Below are 16,291 nucleotides of genomic sequence, written 5' to 3' on the forward strand. Positions count from 1 at the left end.
TCATAACACTATATAATTACTTTCTAATCTGAAAATTATGTATTGGCTTTTCCATTAGAATATGGTAAAATTTGTTTTGATATTCAAAGTATCTATTATAAGGAGGAAACTGAATTGGTAATTGAACCAAAAGTTAGAGAATTTATCTGCACTACTGCCCATCCGGACGGCTGCCGTGAAAATGTAATGAGACAAATAGAATATACAAAAAAACTAGGTAATACAGAGGGTCCAAAGAAAGTCCTGATTATCGGATCTTCTACCGGATATGGTCTGGCGTCGCGAATCACCGCCACATATGCCTGCAATGCTTCTACCCTAGGCATCATGTTTGAAAAGCCTGCTGCCCCGCCCCGCAGAACCGCTACACCAGGCTGGTATAATACGAAAGCATTCGAAGAAATCGCACAGGCTGATGGTTATTATGCAAAAACAATTAATGGAGATGCCTTTTCTGAAAAAGTAAAACTGGAAACAATAGACATCATAAAAAAAGACCTTGGGAAAATCGATATGGTTATTTACAGTCTTGCAGCTCCACGCAGAACTTTAGGTGACGGTACTGTTTATTCCTCAACCTTAAAAACGGTGGAGCAGGATTTTACTAATAAATCATTAAATCTTAAAGATAATTCTATTTCAGAAGCTACCATTCATCCTGCATCGGAAGAAGAAATAACAGCAACGGTTAAGGTTATGGGCGGCGAAGACTGGATGGACTGGATGAAAGCCCTTTCTGAAGCTGACGTACTGGAACCAAATGCTGAAACAGTTGCATATTCTTACATAGGACCAAAGCTGACCTATCCGGTATATTACAATGGAACCATCGGCATCGCAAAGAAGCACCTTTACGATACCTCCCTTCAAATAAACAAAGATTTTTCCCATAAAGGAATTCATGCATATATATCCGTAAATAAAGCCCTGGTTACCCAGGCAAGTTCCGCCATTCCCATTGTTCCGCTATACATGGCGATACTTTATAAGGTAATGAAGGACAAAAACCTGCATGAAGGGTGCATTGAACAGATCAACCGACTCTTCCGGGAGAAATTAAATTGTGGATGTCCGGTTGTTGACAAGGAAGGCCGCATCCGTCTGGACGATTATGAAATGAACGAAGATATTCAATCCCAGGTCATGGAATATTGGGATCAGGTAAATTCCGAAAATATAAATCAGTTAGCAGATATGACCGGATACTGGGATGATTTTTATCATATGTTCGGATTTCGGTTTGATGATGTGGATTACACAAAAGATGTAACGCTGGAGTAAATTCAAACAACGGGCGGTTCTATCTTTATTTTTACAAGATCGTTTGCCGTCTTACTAAGATTTTCATTGTATAACACGTTGTCGTAGCGCTTTATATGCATCTGAGTGATGCCAAGCTGGCCTGCAACCTGCTCCGGCTTGGCACCATAGGCGAACATAATGCTGCCGCAGGTATTTCTCAGGTCCCTGGCACTGTATCCCGGTACACCTGCAGCCTTCGTGAGCTTCTTCATCATTAAATGGCAGTATTGAACATTTAATTTACTTTGTGAACGGTTGTAAAACAGATATTCACAGTCTTTTCTTATGCTTAAGTAATGTTCCAGAACTGCAGCTACATCTTCCGGAACATATCGTAGTTCATCACTTTCCTTTAAGATTATAAAGACTCCATTTGGATCAGCCACAAGATCATTGGGTTTTAAGGCACAGACTTCTGTAGAAGAAAGTCCCATACGTCCAAATAGGACCAGCATGGTATAGTACATTGGGTTGCTTTCTGCCACTTTTAAAAGTGCATCCAGATGTTCCATGGGAACAGGACTAACAAGCTGATCTGCTGACACCAGTCTGATTAAATATTCATAGAAAAAATCATCAAATCCAGCCGGTGCCTGATATTTTGCTTTATCACGGGCAACGTACTCGGAAAATTTATGGATTTCACGGATCTTCTTTCCCATCGTTGTCGCTTTCATTTTTCCATCTCTAACTTTTGAAAGCAAATATTCATAATATCTGTCAGCCTCTCCTTTTTTCGTCTGCAAAAGATCCTTCTTGCAAAAATCAATATACTCATTTATATCACCGCAATAGCTGCTGCGGGAAATAGCTTCCAGCTTTTTTGAAAAATCCAGCCAGGCATTGTTAGTTTGCCAGGAAGCATATTCACTGGGTTTTCTCATAAATGTGGCCTCCTTCCGTAAATTTAGATTTGATAAAGCAGAACTTCACTAAAATTTATAATAAGTTTAACATACTATCATATTAGATGCAATTCCTGATAGCCTCAATTGCCACACTTCCACCGTCATGCGGGAAATGGAGATATCCTCTGTTGAGCCTACAGTTAAACTATTTAAATTATAGGATTTACCAGAAAACAAGCCTGCAATGCGTGCCAAAACACCAACTTCATTTTCAACTAAAAGACTGATCCATCGTTTTTTCATCATCGTTAATTTTTACCTCCAATTATCATATCTTTCAGGGGATTTCCCGGAGGAACAATCGGCAGTACGTTTTCTTCCCTTTCTATTATAAATTCAATCACCGTAGGTACCTTTTCATTTTTCTTTGCCTTTAATAATGCATCCTTAATATCTTCTTTTTTCTGTACCCGGATACCTGTGGCACCATAACTTTTTGCCAGATGAATAAAATCAGGGATATATTCCGGGCAGCATTTCGTTGGCGTATTGCATGTAATGGAACAGCTTTTTCGGTAGCGCATACACGTACTGGAATATCTTTTATCATAAAACATCTCCTGCCATTGCCGGACATTTCCCAAGTATCCATTATTAAATATGCAGATGATAATCGGCAATTCATAGACAATGGCAGTTGCCATTTCCTGTATGTTCATTTGAATACCTCCATCACCGCAAATTGTAATAACATCCTTATCGGGATTTCCTAATTTTGCTCCAATGGCTGCCGGAAAGCCGTACCCCATCGTGCCTAAACCGCCGGAAGTCAACATTTGCTTATTCTCTGTTAATTCCAGAAACTGAGTAGCCCAGAGCTGATTTTGTCCTACATCCGTCGTAATTACCGCATCATCAAAGGTGTCGTTGATTTCATTTATAACGGCCAGTGGTGTCACACCCGTTGCCCTTTTTTGCTCTGTTTTAAGCGGATGCCGCTGTTTCCAAGTGTAAATCTGTTTTATCCATGCTTCTATTTCTAAAGGTTGTGCTTTATCCAAAAGTGTAAGAATTGCATTTTTAGCATCTGCCACAATCGGAATATCAACTACGATATTCCTGGAAATAGATGCCGGATCAATATCCACATGGATAATAGCTGCCTTTTTAGCAAACTCACTTACTTTTCCGGTGATCCGGTCGTTAAAACGAACTCCGATGGAAAAGAGTACATCACATTCACTAATTGCAGTATTTGCCGCATAACTGCCATGGATACCAAGATTGCCGATATATAGAGGATGATTGGTTGGAACGGCACCTTTTCCCATAATCGTAGTTACAACCGGTATACCAGTTTTTTCTGCCAGTTTTGTCATTTCCCTGCCGGCATGAGCAATGTTGACTCCGCCGCCTAAAAGGAATAATGGTTTATCCGAGCTCCCCAGGCATTCCAATGCCTTTTTAACCTGGCCAATATGTACTGCAGTGTTTGGTTTGTAACTCCTAACTTCAATTTGTTCGGGATAAAGATCACTTCCCATTTCCTGTTGGATATCTTTTGGCAGGTCAACGACAACCACACCGGGCTTACCGGATTTTGCAATATAAAATGCCTTTTTGATGGCCGCTGCCAAATCCTCACGTTTACGCACCGTAATGGCATATTTACTGATGCTTCTGGTGATACCGACAATATCAACTTCCTGAAAAGCATCATTTCCAATCAAATGAGTTGGCACCTGACCGGTAAAGCAAACCAGGGGTACGCTGTCATAATTGGCCGTTGCAATACCTGTTACCAGGTTTGTTGCACCCGGACCGCTTGTAACCAGACAAACTCCCACCTTACCCGTTGATCGTGAGTAACCATCAGCGGCATGGATCAATCCCTGTTCATGGCGGGGCAGAATAACATTGATACCTTCTGTTCCATAAAGTGCATTGAATAAATCTATGGCCTGCCCGCCGGGATAAGCAAATAGCGTATCTACCTTTTCTTCTTTTAATGCTTTCACAAATAAATCTGCTCCTGATATTTTCATTGTATATTCCTCCTTTTTGTATGCAAGTACTTGCTTGCTATATAGCTATTTTTTAACGGTACGCTCATGAGATTGTACCGTTGCTTTATTTTTGTAATATTCCATTAACAAATGTTGTAACCGTTTGTTTTATAAATAGATCCCGATCTGTTTTAACCAGATTTTGTTCAAAGGAAGCACTGAGAAATGTATAACCAAATGTGCTTGAAAAAATAGTCATTGCCAGACATTCAAAATCTGAATGTGGTACCTTACCCTTCTGCTCCATTTTTACTAAATAATCAGTTAACGAAGATATAAATGTCTGTGGTATTTTCATAATTAATGGAGCTACGTCATCATAGATCTGCGGAGCCCGAAGTCCAATCGAAAGTTTTACAAAATCAGATGTTATCCGGTTCATGTATTCCATCATAAACATCTCCAGATCCGGCTGTAAATCCCACTGAACATTTTGAAATATCTCCGGAGTGATATTTCCCCTCCATTTTTCCTGTTCCATTCCACACATTATTATTTGCTTTTTATTCGCAAACTTCCGAAACAATGTACATTCATTCACCCCTGCTAACCTGGCAATGTCCTTCGTGGTTGTCGCCACATAACCTTTACCTCTTACTAAAGTCAATGCAGCATCTATTATTTTTTGGCTTGTATCATCCATTTTTCTCGCCTTTCTGTTATGCAAGTAAGTACTCTCATTCTATTAAATATAGTGGGTCTTGTCAAGCAGTTATTTATAATTAAACTCTATATACAAATTCTATAAATCGCTCTATTGGGTTTACTATTCTGTCTCAGGATATAATACTGGTGTAGTAACTGTTATAAAATAAAGAAAATACAAAAATCATTAAAAAAGGAGCGATTTCTAATGAAATCTTTAAAGACTAAAGTAATTGCACTTGTTTTGGGATGCATGCTATTATCTTCATTTGTCATTGGAAGTTTCAGCATTTTAAGTTCAAAACGTGCCGTATCAGCCGATTCTGCCCAGATCATGAATTTAATTTGTGAAAATAAAACACAAGAAATCAGCGCTCTTCTATCCAGGATTGAACAGTCAGTTAACACACTGACCCTCTATGCTTCCAGACAGATAGAAAGCACTGAAAAATTTAAAACGGATTCTGCTTATGTGGATCAGTACACAGAACATCTAACAGACATTGCAATCAATGCAGCAACAAATACAGAAGGTGCCATGACTGTTTATATACGTTATAATCCTGAATATACCAGTCCCACATCCGGACTGTTTTGCAGCAAAAGCAGTACTGACAGCACCTTTCAACCGCTAGAACCTACTAATCTTTCCCTCTATGATTCATCTGATACCTCCAGGGTCGGATGGTTCTATGAACCTGCAAAAAACAAAAAGGGCACCTGGATGGCACCTTACTTGAACGATAATATCAATATTGAAATGATTTCCTTTGTAATTCCATTTTACGTTGATGATGTATTTATAGGTGTTGTTGGAATGGATATTGATTTTAGTGTACTTCAGACAATTGTTGACGAAACTAACGTTTATCAAAATGGGTATGCATATTTAACAGATGAGAAAGCTAATCTCATTTATCATCAGGACTTGCCCCGGGGTACATCGTTAATGGATTATAATAATGGGGAGTTTCGGGAAGCTGCAGAAATGCTTCTTCAAAATTCCAGCGAGAACTCTCTGATATCTTATAGCTATCACGGCTATCAGCGAAAAGCTGCATTTCGCAGCCTGCAAAATGGAATGAGGCTTGTACTAGCCGCTCCTATCTCAGATATCGACAAACAGGCTAACCTGCTGATACTGCAGATTTTGATTGCATCATTTGTGATTGTGGCGCTTACCGCCATACTAACCTTTATTTTTACCAGGCGACTTGTGAAACCACTGCTGGAACTGACTGCAGCAGCACAAAAAATAGCTGCGGGAGATTTAAGCATTTCCATAACTCATCATTCCAATGATGAAGTAGGAACTTTGGCTGAGAGCTTTCGTGAAACTGTCAAACATCTTCATAAGTACATATCCTATATCAATGAGCTTGCATATCGTGATCCACTCACAGGTGTAAAGAATAAGACTGCATACCTAGAAGTTGCAAACAAAATGGATGAGCTTGCCAGATTAAAACGGCCCGAATTTGCTGTGATCGTTTTTGATATTAATGGGCTGAAAAATGTAAATGATACCTATGGACACGACTTTGGTGACATACTAATCGCAGATACCTGTAAAATCATCTGTCATACTTTCAAACAAACTCCCATCTACCGGATTGGGGGGGATGAATTTGTGGCGCTGTTAGAAAATGATGATTATAAAAATAGTATCCAATTACTGAATCAGCTGCAAAAGGATATTGATGCTTACAATGAACAGCCACATAATACAATCAAAATTTCTGTAGCAAAAGGAATTGCTGTCTATTCAGAGGCAACTGACTATACATTCCAGGATGTATTCAAAAGGGCTGACAATGCGATGTACTATAATAAAGCAAAAATGAAATCCAGCGTTTAAGTACAATTTATAAAAACAGCAGTAAATATCTTTACACATATTTACTGCTGTTTTCCTGGAAACAAATAAAATCTTTCCGCGGGGCGGAATTTTTTACCACGCACAAGCTATATCTCTTTTGATGTCGCAACTGCAATAAACCGTTCCTCTTTATCATTACATGCACAGTAATAATGGTATACAATCCCATTATTTTTCAGCACAAATGGTTTATGGGCGAAAGTATTCTCCCACTCTTCTTCAGGCTCAATCAGGGGCTGCCCTTCCCATTTCCTCCAGTGCACCAAATCCCTGGATACCGCAAAGGTGTCAAAAGCAGTACATATACCGTCTTTAGACATTGCAATAAAATAATTCATTACCCACAGATCCCCCATTTTTATAATCTGAGGATCACCGGAAATGAAGTTTCCTTTGGTGTCTCCGTTATCTATGACGGGATTTTCTCCATAACGTTCCCACCTCTCCATGTCTTCCGATACGGCAATCCCGATTCGCTCCGGCATATCAGCAGCTCCTTTGCAATTATAAAACATCACAAACGGATAGCCTAAAGTTTCCTCATCATCGCGAAATACATATGATTTGTACAGGGTAAATGCTTCAAACCACCTGCTGTCCTCATCGTCCATGCGCAGTATCGGCTCGGCTTTTACTTTCCATTCTTTTGCCTGGGTTGGATCATCGGTGCATGCCAGACCAATATGCAGTGGCGGTGTCTCATAACCAGGAAGCGCTCCTCCAATATAGGTTGCCCAATATTTTCCCTGATAAGAATGCAGTGCATGATCTCCTTCCCATGCGGTGTCCATCAATGCCAGACCTGCATCTACCTGACATCCGTCCCAGCCTGCCTTGCTTCTGGTGAGAATCCTTCCGCTTTCCTCCCAATGCAGTAAATCAAAGCTTTTAGCAAGATAGGTATCATATCCCATATTTTCTGCACTGGGATTTATTGCTGTGTACATCATATACCAGATTCCGTCTTTTTGGAAGATTGTGGGGCAGTCTGTCAACTGTTGTTCCTTTTTGATGACTGCTCCCCATTTATAAGGTGTCTGCAGTTCTCTATATACTCGTTCCATCTCTTCATTGGAAACAAATGGAGTATCCTTTATATTTTTTTCTAAAATTGGTATCATGCTGATTTTCCTCCTGGTTCTTCATGCTTTTGCCTGTTGACAAGCATAATTATATAGAATATATTTAGGAAAGTATATGTTTTCCTGGAACCGTCATTTGTTATTTTGGAAACTAAAGCAGTATTTATCATTCAGTATAGTATCCATCTTTTCAAAGCTTCCATTTACAATAAATAATATGAAAGGGGATTTTTATGCCTGTATCTACATATAAAACAGCCTATCTATCCAATCTCTCCCACAGCATGCCTTCTTTTATTTTTTGTGGGCGTAAAGACTTTGTGCCAAACGAAGTTCATGTTAAAAGAATTTTTCCCGCATTTAACATCATGTTTGTCCGTTATGGCTGTATACACATTATGGAGAATAACCAGCTTTACATTTTAAAGAAAGGGGACTGGTTTATACAGACTCCGAATCTGCTGCATTATGGGGTGCACCCCCAGCCGGATCCGGCATCTTTTTATTTCATTCACTGCATGCCCCTGGAGGAATGGAATATCAGGGATCGGGGTGTTCCCACTGCGCCTTCTATGGAAATCCTGGACACCGGTTCAGGCATGTTTCCGCCCTATTTTAAACTGCAGATGCCATTGCAATCTTCCTGTTCAGAAAGCACAATGGAACTGGCCGAGCAATTCGTAACACGATACCATCATAATACCCTGTTGGAAAACCAGAGTTCTTTTCAACAATTGCTTCACAGTATGATTCAAAAATCACGCAGATTTACATCGGAACAAAACATTGGAGATGATATTGCAGCTTATATGTATCTTCACTTTTTAGACCGAAATTTCAATCTGGATCTGCTATGCAGTAAATTCGGATTTACCCGGCAGTATGTGACAAAACTGCTAAAAAAGAAAACAGGAAAATCGTTCCTGGAATACATCCGTTATCTTAAAATTGACTATGCCAAAAAGCAGCTGTCTGCAGGGAACGTACAGATAACTGCTTTGGCTGAAAAACTGGGATACAGTGATACGGCTGCTTTTAGTCATATGTTTAAAAAAGAGCTGGGGGAGTCCCCCAACTCTTATTGTAAACGCGTATTTCAAGCATAGGATAGAGAACATATAGTGTTTTACTTTGCAACACTGATGCAAAAATGCTGTTACCAACATGAATAGCTTACAGTGTTTCTCCCACGGTTCAAAGCGCTTGGTCGCGTACATCGGGCCGTTCATATATGGGATTATGTCCCGCCCCAGGAACAACGGTTAAGGTTTTTACCTTGTATAGTCTACCCCGCCTGGTACCTCATATATTTCCTTACGCCGAAGATACTGCCTCCCAGAATCAAAAGGAATGAACACCCATAACTTAAAAAACGTTCTATTGGCATTCCCCCTATCAATATATTAGCAGGCAGATAGATTGGAAACCATTTGACTATCATACTGCATAACATAATAAACCTGGTAGGTCGTAACGGTGACAAAATGATTGAGTAAATAATTAGCTATATTCGGTGAATCCTGCTCAGTAACCAGCCTGATTTTTTCTTCTCGGTCAAACCTTTTCGTTGTTAAATTTTCCGTGATATATTGATTGATGCTGTTTTCATAATATCCTTGTTCTGTATTTCCGGTTTTAACGTCTACATCCATTTGGTCAGCTTCAATGGTATATCCAAACCGTTTTATGATATCCTGCACTTTTTCTGTTGTCAACGGTCCTGCATACTCCTGAGCTGTCTTGATATTTTCCCTGATTGCGGCTGTTCTGGTATAGCATTTTCCATCGATATACATATATTCACTGCCAAGAACCGACATCCAGAAGTAAAATGCCAGAAACAGGAGACTACCGATCAAGCCGAAATATATTATTTTTTTTGAATAAATTTTGAACAATTCCATTTTAAAAATTGTCATGCTGTCCACCCGCTTCCTCTGTAAAATACAAATATACATCTTCCAGATTTGGTTCTTCCGGGACAGCATTTTCCATAGGCTTTTCTTTTGCAATAATACGAAGCATTACCTGTCCATTCATATTTTTCAGGTTGCTGATGGCATATTTACAGTTATATTCTTCCGCCTTATTTTCAGGAACGAGACATTCCCATACGTTGCCTCTGGCAAATTCTGTAAGATCATCGGGCACTCCCTGTTTTATAATCCGCCCCTTTTTCATGATCAATATTCTGTCTGCTATATACGCAATATCCGAGACAATATGTGTGGATAAAATTACGATGCGGTTGCTGCCAAGTGCGCTGATAATATTGCGAAAACGGATTCTTTCCTTGGGATCTAGTCCTGCCGTAGGTTCATCTAAGATCAGGATTTCCGGATCATTCAGCAGAGCCTGGGCTATTCCAAGCCTTCGTATCATCCCTCCGGAAAAGGTCTTTATTTTCTGTTTTGCCTCCCCAGACAGACCTACCAGTTCTAATAGCTCCCTGCATTTTTCTTTTGCCATTTCCTTTGGCAATGCTTTTAATGAAGCCAGATACATCATATAGCGCCATGCCGTAAAATCCGGATAGTAACCAAATTCCTGTGGAAGATATCCCAGCATTCTCCGGTAATCTCCACCCAGTTTCTGGATCGGGCTCCCATTACACAGAACCTCTCCTTTAGTAGGCCGCAGTATATTACATATCATACGAAGCAGCGTTGTTTTACCTGCTCCATTGGCACCAAGAAGCCCATATATTCCATTGTTAAAAATAAGGTCTATATGGTCAACTGCCGCCTTTTCGTTGTACTGCTTACTTACCCCCTCCAATTTTAATTCCAGCATAATTCTTTTCCTCCCGTCTTCAGTTTACGTAATAATGCATAAATTTCAATTGCCAATAATATGGTTCCAATTAAGAATACTGCTGTCCATACCGGCAGATAAACTGTGCGGTAAACCCTGGGAATGACAGCCGGTATTGCCGATCCGATACATAAGAAAACAGCCAGGATTATCTGGATCCATTTTCTTCCTGAATTTCTGCCTGCAGACACAAAAAACAGGTAACAGACATTTGACACCACAAACGGAACTAAGATATACAAGCACACTGCAAAAATACTGTACTTCATTTTATCTGCCACGCTAAAAATCATTGCCGTCAAAATACAAAGGTCTATTGCTCCTGAAATCAGCATTTTTATACTCCATATCTGTCCCAGATTCAGAAAACAGCTCTGCTCCAGTTCTGCCATATTCCAGGACAGGCTGCGGCTGATTTCAAATACAGACACCAGCCCCATCAAGGCTGCCAGCATGGATGCCCCGATCAGATACTCCTGCATTTTATCCGGAACCACCCCATACTGTGTAAATAGCAGGATTGCTGCAGCTGCTAAAAGTGCCTGCCCGCTCCAATATTCTTTGGAAATATATTGTAACTGGATTTTCAGTATCTGAAGTTTGGAGGGGCTGTACCTGACTTTCTTCAATTCAACATCCTGACGGATATGATTTAATGCCGCTGCTCTTCTATCCTGGTCAATGAAAATCCGTGGGTCCGGGATATCCTTTTTATTCATAAAAATCCTCCTTCTTCAATAGATGTTTTAACTTCTCCATTCCCTGCTTCATTCTGGATTTCACCGTTGCCGTCTTCGCACCAGTCATTTTACTGATTTCTCTGTATTTCATTTCATAATAGCAATGAAGAATAATGACCTCTTTCTGCATCTGCGGAAGAGCTGTCAGCGCCTTCCATATATAGCCCGAATTTTCTTTCTTTATCATTTGAAACGTCAGATCATCTCCCGATATCTGTTCTTCTTCATATCCCGCTTCTTCATCATTGAGGGAAATATCCACCTGCCGTTTTTTCTCTCCATGATAAAAATCACGGCAGACATTCATTGCTATTGTCAGAAGATAACCTTTTAAATTGCGGTAACGGTAGTTATCTATGTAACGAATGAAACGAAGAAATGTTTCCTGGGCAAGATCATAGGACTGGTCCCGGTCTCCGGTCTGATAACAACAAAACCGGTAGATGTCATCATAATATTTTTCTGCTATATCATTTAGATATTGTTTATTGCCATGTTGTACTTCATGAACCAACTGCCTGTCATCCAAGTATCTTCCTCCTCCTATGTCTTTTTCTCCATAGCTTCTCTTTCCTTCTAAAACTAAACTTTTTCTCCATAACTTTTCTTTCCTTCTAAAACTTTTTCCTCCATAACTTTTCCTCCACAACCTGTCTTTCTTGTTAAAAATAACCCTTATATTTAATATAACTGATCTCTGTCCAAAAAGGTTTTAATTATTTCAAAAAAATACTGCAGGCCTACACATTTTTAATGTGAAGCCTGCAGTATCATATAAATTTGCACTTATTTTATTTGGTTAAATCTATGTCTATGCCGTACAATGCTCTGGAAGCCATTGCTTTCTGGTCTTTTTCCTTAAAAGTAGAGATTGCATTTTCTCCCACATAGACAGACAGTTTCGTTATTTTCCTTCCCTGCAGCGGATATACCTGATAAGATCCGTTTTGGGAACCTTCCTCATAGCTAAAATCCAGTTTTTGGCCATTTTGATCGAAAACTGCCGCTGCATAATCACCGGTTGTCGCAATCCAGTAATTCTCATCTATCTCTTCATCAGTCAGATCCTTCCAAGTATTCCCCTCCTTAAGTGCCGCTGCTTTACCCTCTTTATAATATTTTTTCTTAACTGCAAAGATCTCTTCCTGATTGGCATATAAGCCAGGCAGTATGGTTTTCACCTTGACCTCATACGGTGTTACGATCACTTTTTCTATACCAAATCCATTGCTTTCCTTATTTATATCATAAACTTTTACAGAATCTGTATCAACCTTGACATTTAAATCCATCTGCCAATTCCCCTGTGTTGTAACCAATGGAATGATTGGCTCATATCCTTCCTTAAACTTAGGCTTTTCATTTTCTCCTACCGGTATCTCATATTCCTTTTCATTTTTTATCGATTCCTCTGCCAATTTACTGTCTTCATAGGTTATCGAATCCAGATTCAGCTTAAGATTGAAAGATTTATCTGATTGGGTGTAATCCTCATCCAGATCTATTTTCATCATTCCCTGAAATGTATGTTCATCAATTAAACGCCCTTCTATTTTGCTTATTGCATTATCCTGCAATTCTCCTCCTTCACTAATCTGGGCATTACCTTCGAGCATTAAAGTTGGCAGATGCGTTATTCCATCTTCGTCAGTGTACTCATCATACATATTCTGAAACGGCTGCTCTCCCGAAATGGAAAGTGTTACATAAATGGAAGTTCCATCACAATAAGCCTCTTCTGCTTTCACTAACAGCCCTGCATCATTTGATTCCATAGCAGCACCCTCCAGATTTTGTGCCTTTTCAGAAAAATTTCCTGAAAACTCTACTTCATTTTCTATATCTTTAAAAATCCCCCCAATCACCGGTATCTCAGCTGCTAAAACAGGATTATAAAATCCCCAAATAAAAAATGCTGTAATTAAGGCTACTGTACTTCCGGCGCCCAAGGTCACCTTTTTTATTACCTGCTTTTTACGGATTTTTTTCACCTGTTTCATGCCTCCCATAATTGTTTCATCCAAACGATCCGACGTAGGTACCTCATTCCAATTATTGAACATAAATATAATCCTCCTTTAAGTATTTGCGTAATTCTTCCCTGCCTCTACTCAGATATGCTTTCACTGAGCCTTCCGGAATATCTAATATATCTGCAATCTCATTTACTTTTAAGTCATCAAAATATTTCAGTAATATAACATTTCTATATTTTTCTGGTAGTATATCGATAGCTGCATACAGATCCCATTTTTCTTCCAGTGATACTTCCCCTTCCGGGGCTGAAAGGGGAAGGTCATCATATGGTACCTGATCTTTGTGGCTGCGGAAATAATCTTTTGATGCATTGATTAAAATTCTGGTCAGCCATGTTTTAAAATATTTTGGTTCTTTCATAGTTTTAATAGACGAAAACGCCTTGACCACGCAATCCGAGACGATGTCCAGAGCAGCATCTTCATTTTTTGCATAAAGATACGCAGTCCGGTACAAATAAAGCTTATGCATCTCGATTAATTGCCCGTAAGCATTCACATTGCCATGCATTGCTTTCTTCGCCAGTTTTATTTCATCCAATTTTTCTTACCGCCTTCCTCATGTTTTTCCGGAAAAATCATGTTTTGTAAGATTTGTTTTAATTTTACACTATTTAGACGCGTTAAAGAGGGAAATGGTTACAAATAATTGAGAAAATGATAAGAACTTTTAGAAATGATCTAAAGGATTTTAGATCCTGACCGGCTTGAATTTATCAGCAAAAACTTGACATTCCATGTCTTGTTTCATATGATGATATCTATGAGGTGAAACAAATGAAAAGTAATCGTATGTTTGGCATATTATGCATTTTATTAGAGCAGAAAAAAATTACTGCAAAGGAGCTTGCATCCTATTTTGAAGTATCTGTCCGAACCATTCACCGGGATTTGCTGGATTTATCCAGTGCCGGATTTCCGGTTACCGCTCAGCAGGGAATCGGAGGCGGAATTTCGCTGATGCCGGATTTTTGCTATAGTAAATCAGCTCTTAATAGAGATGACATGGACTTCCTTATTGCCGCCATTCAGGGGCTGGCAAGTATCGACGATCAGGTAAAAATCAAAACCCTTCTGGCAAAACTGCGTTTCAGCAATGAGGATCATTTATTGTTGGAAAATGATGTGATTATTGATTTTACTTCCTGGAATCAAAAAAGCACGTTGACTCACAGTATCAAAAAAATCAGATCTGCGATTGCCGGTCACCAGCTTTTAGAAATGTGCTATTATAGCGGAAGCGGTTATTCCCGCAGAACAGTGGAACCCTATAAATTAATTTTCAAAGAAGAAAACTGGTATCTTTTTGCTTATTGTACCTTCAGGGAAGATTTTCGTATATTTAAGGTCAACCGTATCACTGATTTAAAAATCCGGGAAACCACTTTTGTAGAACGGAAAAATTATAAAATTCCTTCTTTGAACAGTCAATTTGCAAATAACAGCGGTGTTCAGGTCTCCATAAGAATGGATCAATCCTTTGAATTTCTGGCAATTGATCTTTTTGGTTTTGAAAATATAAATACAATAGATAACAATTTATTTATTACATTCTCAACCGAGAATCCCCAATGGGTGATCAGTACCATCGCCAGTTTGGGAAATAAGGCTGAAATACTTGAACCGGACAGCCTGAGGAAGGAAATGAAGCAATTTCTAAATCAGGCGAAGAATTTATATGAAATATGACAGACTGTTGTCTTATTTATGCTTTATACTCTGATTTAGGAATAAAAACAGATAAGAAACGGAAGGTGCTGGAAATGACTGTAGAAAAAAAGATTATAGAAAAACAATATTTTTCTGATATTGAGGCAATATTATCCCACAAACAGGATAATGGTGCAGATTATTGGGCTACACCTGATAAGAATCTGATTAAAGGTTCTCCATTTTCAACTTTGGAAAGTGTACTTTATCTATTGGATTTAGGTTTGAATCCGGATGATCCTGTTTTAAAGGCATGTGCAGAACTGATATTCAGTGTCTGGAGGGAAGACGGACGTCTGAAGTTAACCCCAAAGAGCGCGATCTATCCGTGTCATACCACCCATGCTGCCAGTATACTCTGCCGCATGGGATATTCTTCTGATGAAAGAGTTAAAAAGACATTACAGCATCTGCTGGATACACAGTACCACGATGGCGGATGGCGCTGTAATAAATTCAGCTTCGGCAGGGGACCGGAAACGGAATACTCAAATCCCCATCCAACTCTGAATGCCCTGGATGCTTTCCGGTACAGCAATGATTTCGGCAAAGAACCGGCGCTTGATCAGGCTGTTGATTTCCTGCTTTCGCATTGGACAATCCGTAAGCCAATTGGTCCATGCCACTACGGAATCGGCAAGTTATTTATGCAGGTGGAGTATCCGTTTCGCAGCTATAACCTCTTTTTTTATGTCTATGTCCTATCATTTTATGAACGTGCGAGAAAAGACAGCCGCTTCCTGGATGCATTTCATGCACTGGAATCCAGAATGTCGGACGGACAGATTGTAGTGCAGCGTATCAACCGGAAACTGTCCGGGCTTACGTTATGCAGACAGGGAGAACCCAGTGCATTGGCAACATTGCGGTATCAGGAAATTCTGAAGAATGTGGAACCAAACACGCTCTAAAACGAACAATTTCATCTTAAATTGGGGTTTAGCTGAGTAACCTGACAATCGTTTGATTACCTATAATGGACTTGGACATGCAGCCTACGAAGAAGCCAAAGACTTTTATACACAAGTGAACGATTTTCTATTGAATTGATTTTGACGACCTTGCGGCTTACAATGAGCAAGTACACCAATTAGTTAGCACTGCAGTGGTTTAAACAGACAAAAGGATGGCAACGGAATATGCTTCCGCTGCCATCATCATTTGGAGAC

15 protein-coding genes and 1 pseudogene are annotated in these 16,291 nt (G+C 39.5%); 5 read left to right on the top strand and 11 right to left on the bottom strand.

The window, feature by feature from the left end; genetic code table 11:
- The first annotated feature begins 114 nt into the window (after nucleotides 1-114).
- Complete coding sequence (fabV, locus tag CD03_RS0106590) at nucleotides 115-1,281, top strand: enoyl-ACP reductase FabV (protein WP_027292962.1); 1,167 nt, start codon at nucleotides 115-117, stop codon at nucleotides 1,279-1,281.
- Nucleotides 1,282-1,283: 2 nt separating this feature from the next.
- Here fabV and CD03_RS0106595 read toward each other — a convergent pair whose 3' ends face one another.
- From CD03_RS0106595 to CD03_RS0106610, 4 genes and pseudogenes are all read right to left on the bottom strand, one after another.
- Nucleotides 1,284-2,186, bottom strand: a complete 903-nt coding sequence (locus CD03_RS0106595) for a tyrosine-type recombinase/integrase (RefSeq protein WP_027292963.1) — start codon at nucleotides 2,184-2,186, stop codon at nucleotides 1,284-1,286.
- Between the two features lie 120 nt (nucleotides 2,187-2,306).
- Nucleotides 2,307-2,456: pseudogene (gene ilvN / locus CD03_RS0106600) on the bottom strand (acetolactate synthase small subunit); the annotation flags it as partial.
- A 2-nt stretch (nucleotides 2,457-2,458) separates the two neighbouring features.
- Nucleotides 2,459-4,195 carry a biosynthetic-type acetolactate synthase large subunit gene (ilvB, locus tag CD03_RS0106605; RefSeq protein WP_027292965.1) on the bottom strand — a complete coding sequence of 579 codons (1,737 nt, stop codon included), beginning with the start codon at nucleotides 4,193-4,195 and terminating at the stop codon, nucleotides 2,459-2,461.
- 85 nt (nucleotides 4,196-4,280) lie between these two features.
- The gene (locus CD03_RS0106610; RefSeq protein WP_027292966.1) at nucleotides 4,281-4,859 is read right to left on the bottom strand and encodes a TetR/AcrR family transcriptional regulator; all 579 of its coding nucleotides are present in this window, start codon (nucleotides 4,857-4,859) and stop codon (nucleotides 4,281-4,283) included.
- 210 nt (nucleotides 4,860-5,069) lie between these two features.
- Between CD03_RS0106610 and CD03_RS0106615 the strand changes: the two genes are divergently transcribed.
- The gene (locus CD03_RS0106615) at nucleotides 5,070-6,719 is read left to right on the top strand and encodes a diguanylate cyclase (RefSeq protein WP_027292967.1); all 1,650 of its coding nucleotides are present in this window, start codon (nucleotides 5,070-5,072) and stop codon (nucleotides 6,717-6,719) included.
- 107 nt (nucleotides 6,720-6,826) lie between these two features.
- Here the strand turns inward: CD03_RS0106615 and CD03_RS32665 are convergent, their stop codons facing one another.
- Complete coding sequence (locus CD03_RS32665) at nucleotides 6,827-7,861, bottom strand: hypothetical protein (protein ID WP_044288955.1); 1,035 nt, start codon at nucleotides 7,859-7,861, stop codon at nucleotides 6,827-6,829.
- Between the two features lie 359 nt (nucleotides 7,862-8,220).
- Between CD03_RS32665 and CD03_RS0106630 the strand changes: the two genes are divergently transcribed.
- Nucleotides 8,221-8,928: a helix-turn-helix transcriptional regulator gene (locus CD03_RS0106630; protein ID WP_197041634.1), complete on the top strand. Its 708-nt coding sequence runs from the start codon at nucleotides 8,221-8,223 to the stop codon at nucleotides 8,926-8,928.
- A 297-nt stretch (nucleotides 8,929-9,225) separates the two neighbouring features.
- On the opposite strand, the gene CD03_RS0106635 is transcribed toward CD03_RS0106630, so the two are convergent.
- From CD03_RS0106635 to CD03_RS0106660, 6 genes are all read right to left on the bottom strand, one after another.
- Nucleotides 9,226-9,741, bottom strand: a complete 516-nt coding sequence (locus CD03_RS0106635) for a hypothetical protein (protein WP_027292969.1) — start codon at nucleotides 9,739-9,741, stop codon at nucleotides 9,226-9,228.
- A complete protein-coding gene (locus CD03_RS0106640; RefSeq protein WP_027292970.1) occupies nucleotides 9,728-10,615 on the bottom strand; it encodes an ABC transporter ATP-binding protein in 888 nt (295 codons plus the stop codon). The genes CD03_RS0106635 and CD03_RS0106640 overlap by 14 nt, the downstream gene beginning before the upstream one ends.
- The gene (locus CD03_RS0106645) at nucleotides 10,603-11,355 is read right to left on the bottom strand and encodes a bacteriorhodopsin (protein WP_027292971.1); all 753 of its coding nucleotides are present in this window, start codon (nucleotides 11,353-11,355) and stop codon (nucleotides 10,603-10,605) included. Before CD03_RS0106645 ends, CD03_RS0106640 begins: the two co-directional genes overlap by 13 nt.
- Complete coding sequence (locus CD03_RS0106650; RefSeq protein WP_027292972.1) at nucleotides 11,348-11,905, bottom strand: RNA polymerase sigma factor; 558 nt, start codon at nucleotides 11,903-11,905, stop codon at nucleotides 11,348-11,350. Before CD03_RS0106650 ends, CD03_RS0106645 begins: the two co-directional genes overlap by 8 nt.
- 262 nt (nucleotides 11,906-12,167) lie before the next feature.
- The gene (locus CD03_RS0106655; protein WP_027292973.1) at nucleotides 12,168-13,439 is read right to left on the bottom strand and encodes a DUF4179 domain-containing protein; all 1,272 of its coding nucleotides are present in this window, start codon (nucleotides 13,437-13,439) and stop codon (nucleotides 12,168-12,170) included.
- Nucleotides 13,429-13,953 (bottom strand): sigma-70 family RNA polymerase sigma factor, encoded by a 525-nt coding sequence (locus tag CD03_RS0106660; RefSeq protein WP_027292974.1) that lies wholly within the window; start codon nucleotides 13,951-13,953, stop codon nucleotides 13,429-13,431. Before CD03_RS0106660 ends, CD03_RS0106655 begins: the two co-directional genes overlap by 11 nt.
- 236 nt (nucleotides 13,954-14,189) lie before the next feature.
- Here CD03_RS0106660 and CD03_RS0106665 point away from each other — a divergent pair, with 236 nt between their 5' ends.
- Complete coding sequence (locus CD03_RS0106665; protein ID WP_027292975.1) at nucleotides 14,190-15,101, top strand: helix-turn-helix transcriptional regulator; 912 nt, start codon at nucleotides 14,190-14,192, stop codon at nucleotides 15,099-15,101.
- Nucleotides 15,102-15,175: 74 nt separating this feature from the next.
- Complete coding sequence (locus CD03_RS0106670; protein ID WP_027292976.1) at nucleotides 15,176-16,033, top strand: prenyltransferase; 858 nt, start codon at nucleotides 15,176-15,178, stop codon at nucleotides 16,031-16,033.
- Nucleotides 16,034-16,291 lie beyond the last annotated feature (258 nt).

The organism is Robinsoniella sp. KNHs210, assembly GCF_000686105.1.
GTDB lineage: Bacteria > Bacillota > Clostridia > Lachnospirales > Lachnospiraceae > Robinsoniella > Robinsoniella peoriensis.

What these genes read in the sequence shown, in the direction of transcription:
- CD03_RS0106665 (WP_027292975.1), top strand. Translation starts at nt 14,190, where the DNA reads ATGAAAAGTAATCGTATGTTTGGCATATTATGCATTTTATTAGAGCAG.
- CD03_RS0106670 (WP_027292976.1), top strand. Translation starts at nt 15,176, where the DNA reads ATGACTGTAGAAAAAAAGATTATAGAAAAACAATATTTTTCTGATATT.
- CD03_RS0106635 (WP_027292969.1), bottom strand. Translation starts at nt 9,741, where the DNA reads ATGACAATTTTTAAAATGGAATTGTTCAAAATTTATTCAAAAAAAATA.
- CD03_RS0106640 (WP_027292970.1), bottom strand. Translation starts at nt 10,615, where the DNA reads ATGCTGGAATTAAAATTGGAGGGGGTAAGTAAGCAGTACAACGAAAAG.
- CD03_RS0106645 (WP_027292971.1), bottom strand. Translation starts at nt 11,355, where the DNA reads ATGAATAAAAAGGATATCCCGGACCCACGGATTTTCATTGACCAGGAT.
- ilvB (WP_027292965.1), bottom strand. Translation starts at nt 4,195, where the DNA reads ATGAAAATATCAGGAGCAGATTTATTTGTGAAAGCATTAAAAGAAGAA.
- CD03_RS32665 (WP_044288955.1), bottom strand. Translation starts at nt 7,861, where the DNA reads ATGATACCAATTTTAGAAAAAAATATAAAGGATACTCCATTTGTTTCC.
- CD03_RS0106630 (WP_197041634.1), top strand. Translation starts at nt 8,221, where the DNA reads ATGGAGAATAACCAGCTTTACATTTTAAAGAAAGGGGACTGGTTTATA.
- CD03_RS0106595 (WP_027292963.1), bottom strand. Translation starts at nt 2,186, where the DNA reads ATGAGAAAACCCAGTGAATATGCTTCCTGGCAAACTAACAATGCCTGG.
- CD03_RS0106615 (WP_027292967.1), top strand. Translation starts at nt 5,070, where the DNA reads ATGAAATCTTTAAAGACTAAAGTAATTGCACTTGTTTTGGGATGCATG.
- CD03_RS0106610 (WP_027292966.1), bottom strand. Translation starts at nt 4,859, where the DNA reads ATGGATGATACAAGCCAAAAAATAATAGATGCTGCATTGACTTTAGTA.
- CD03_RS0106655 (WP_027292973.1), bottom strand. Translation starts at nt 13,439, where the DNA reads ATGTTCAATAATTGGAATGAGGTACCTACGTCGGATCGTTTGGATGAA.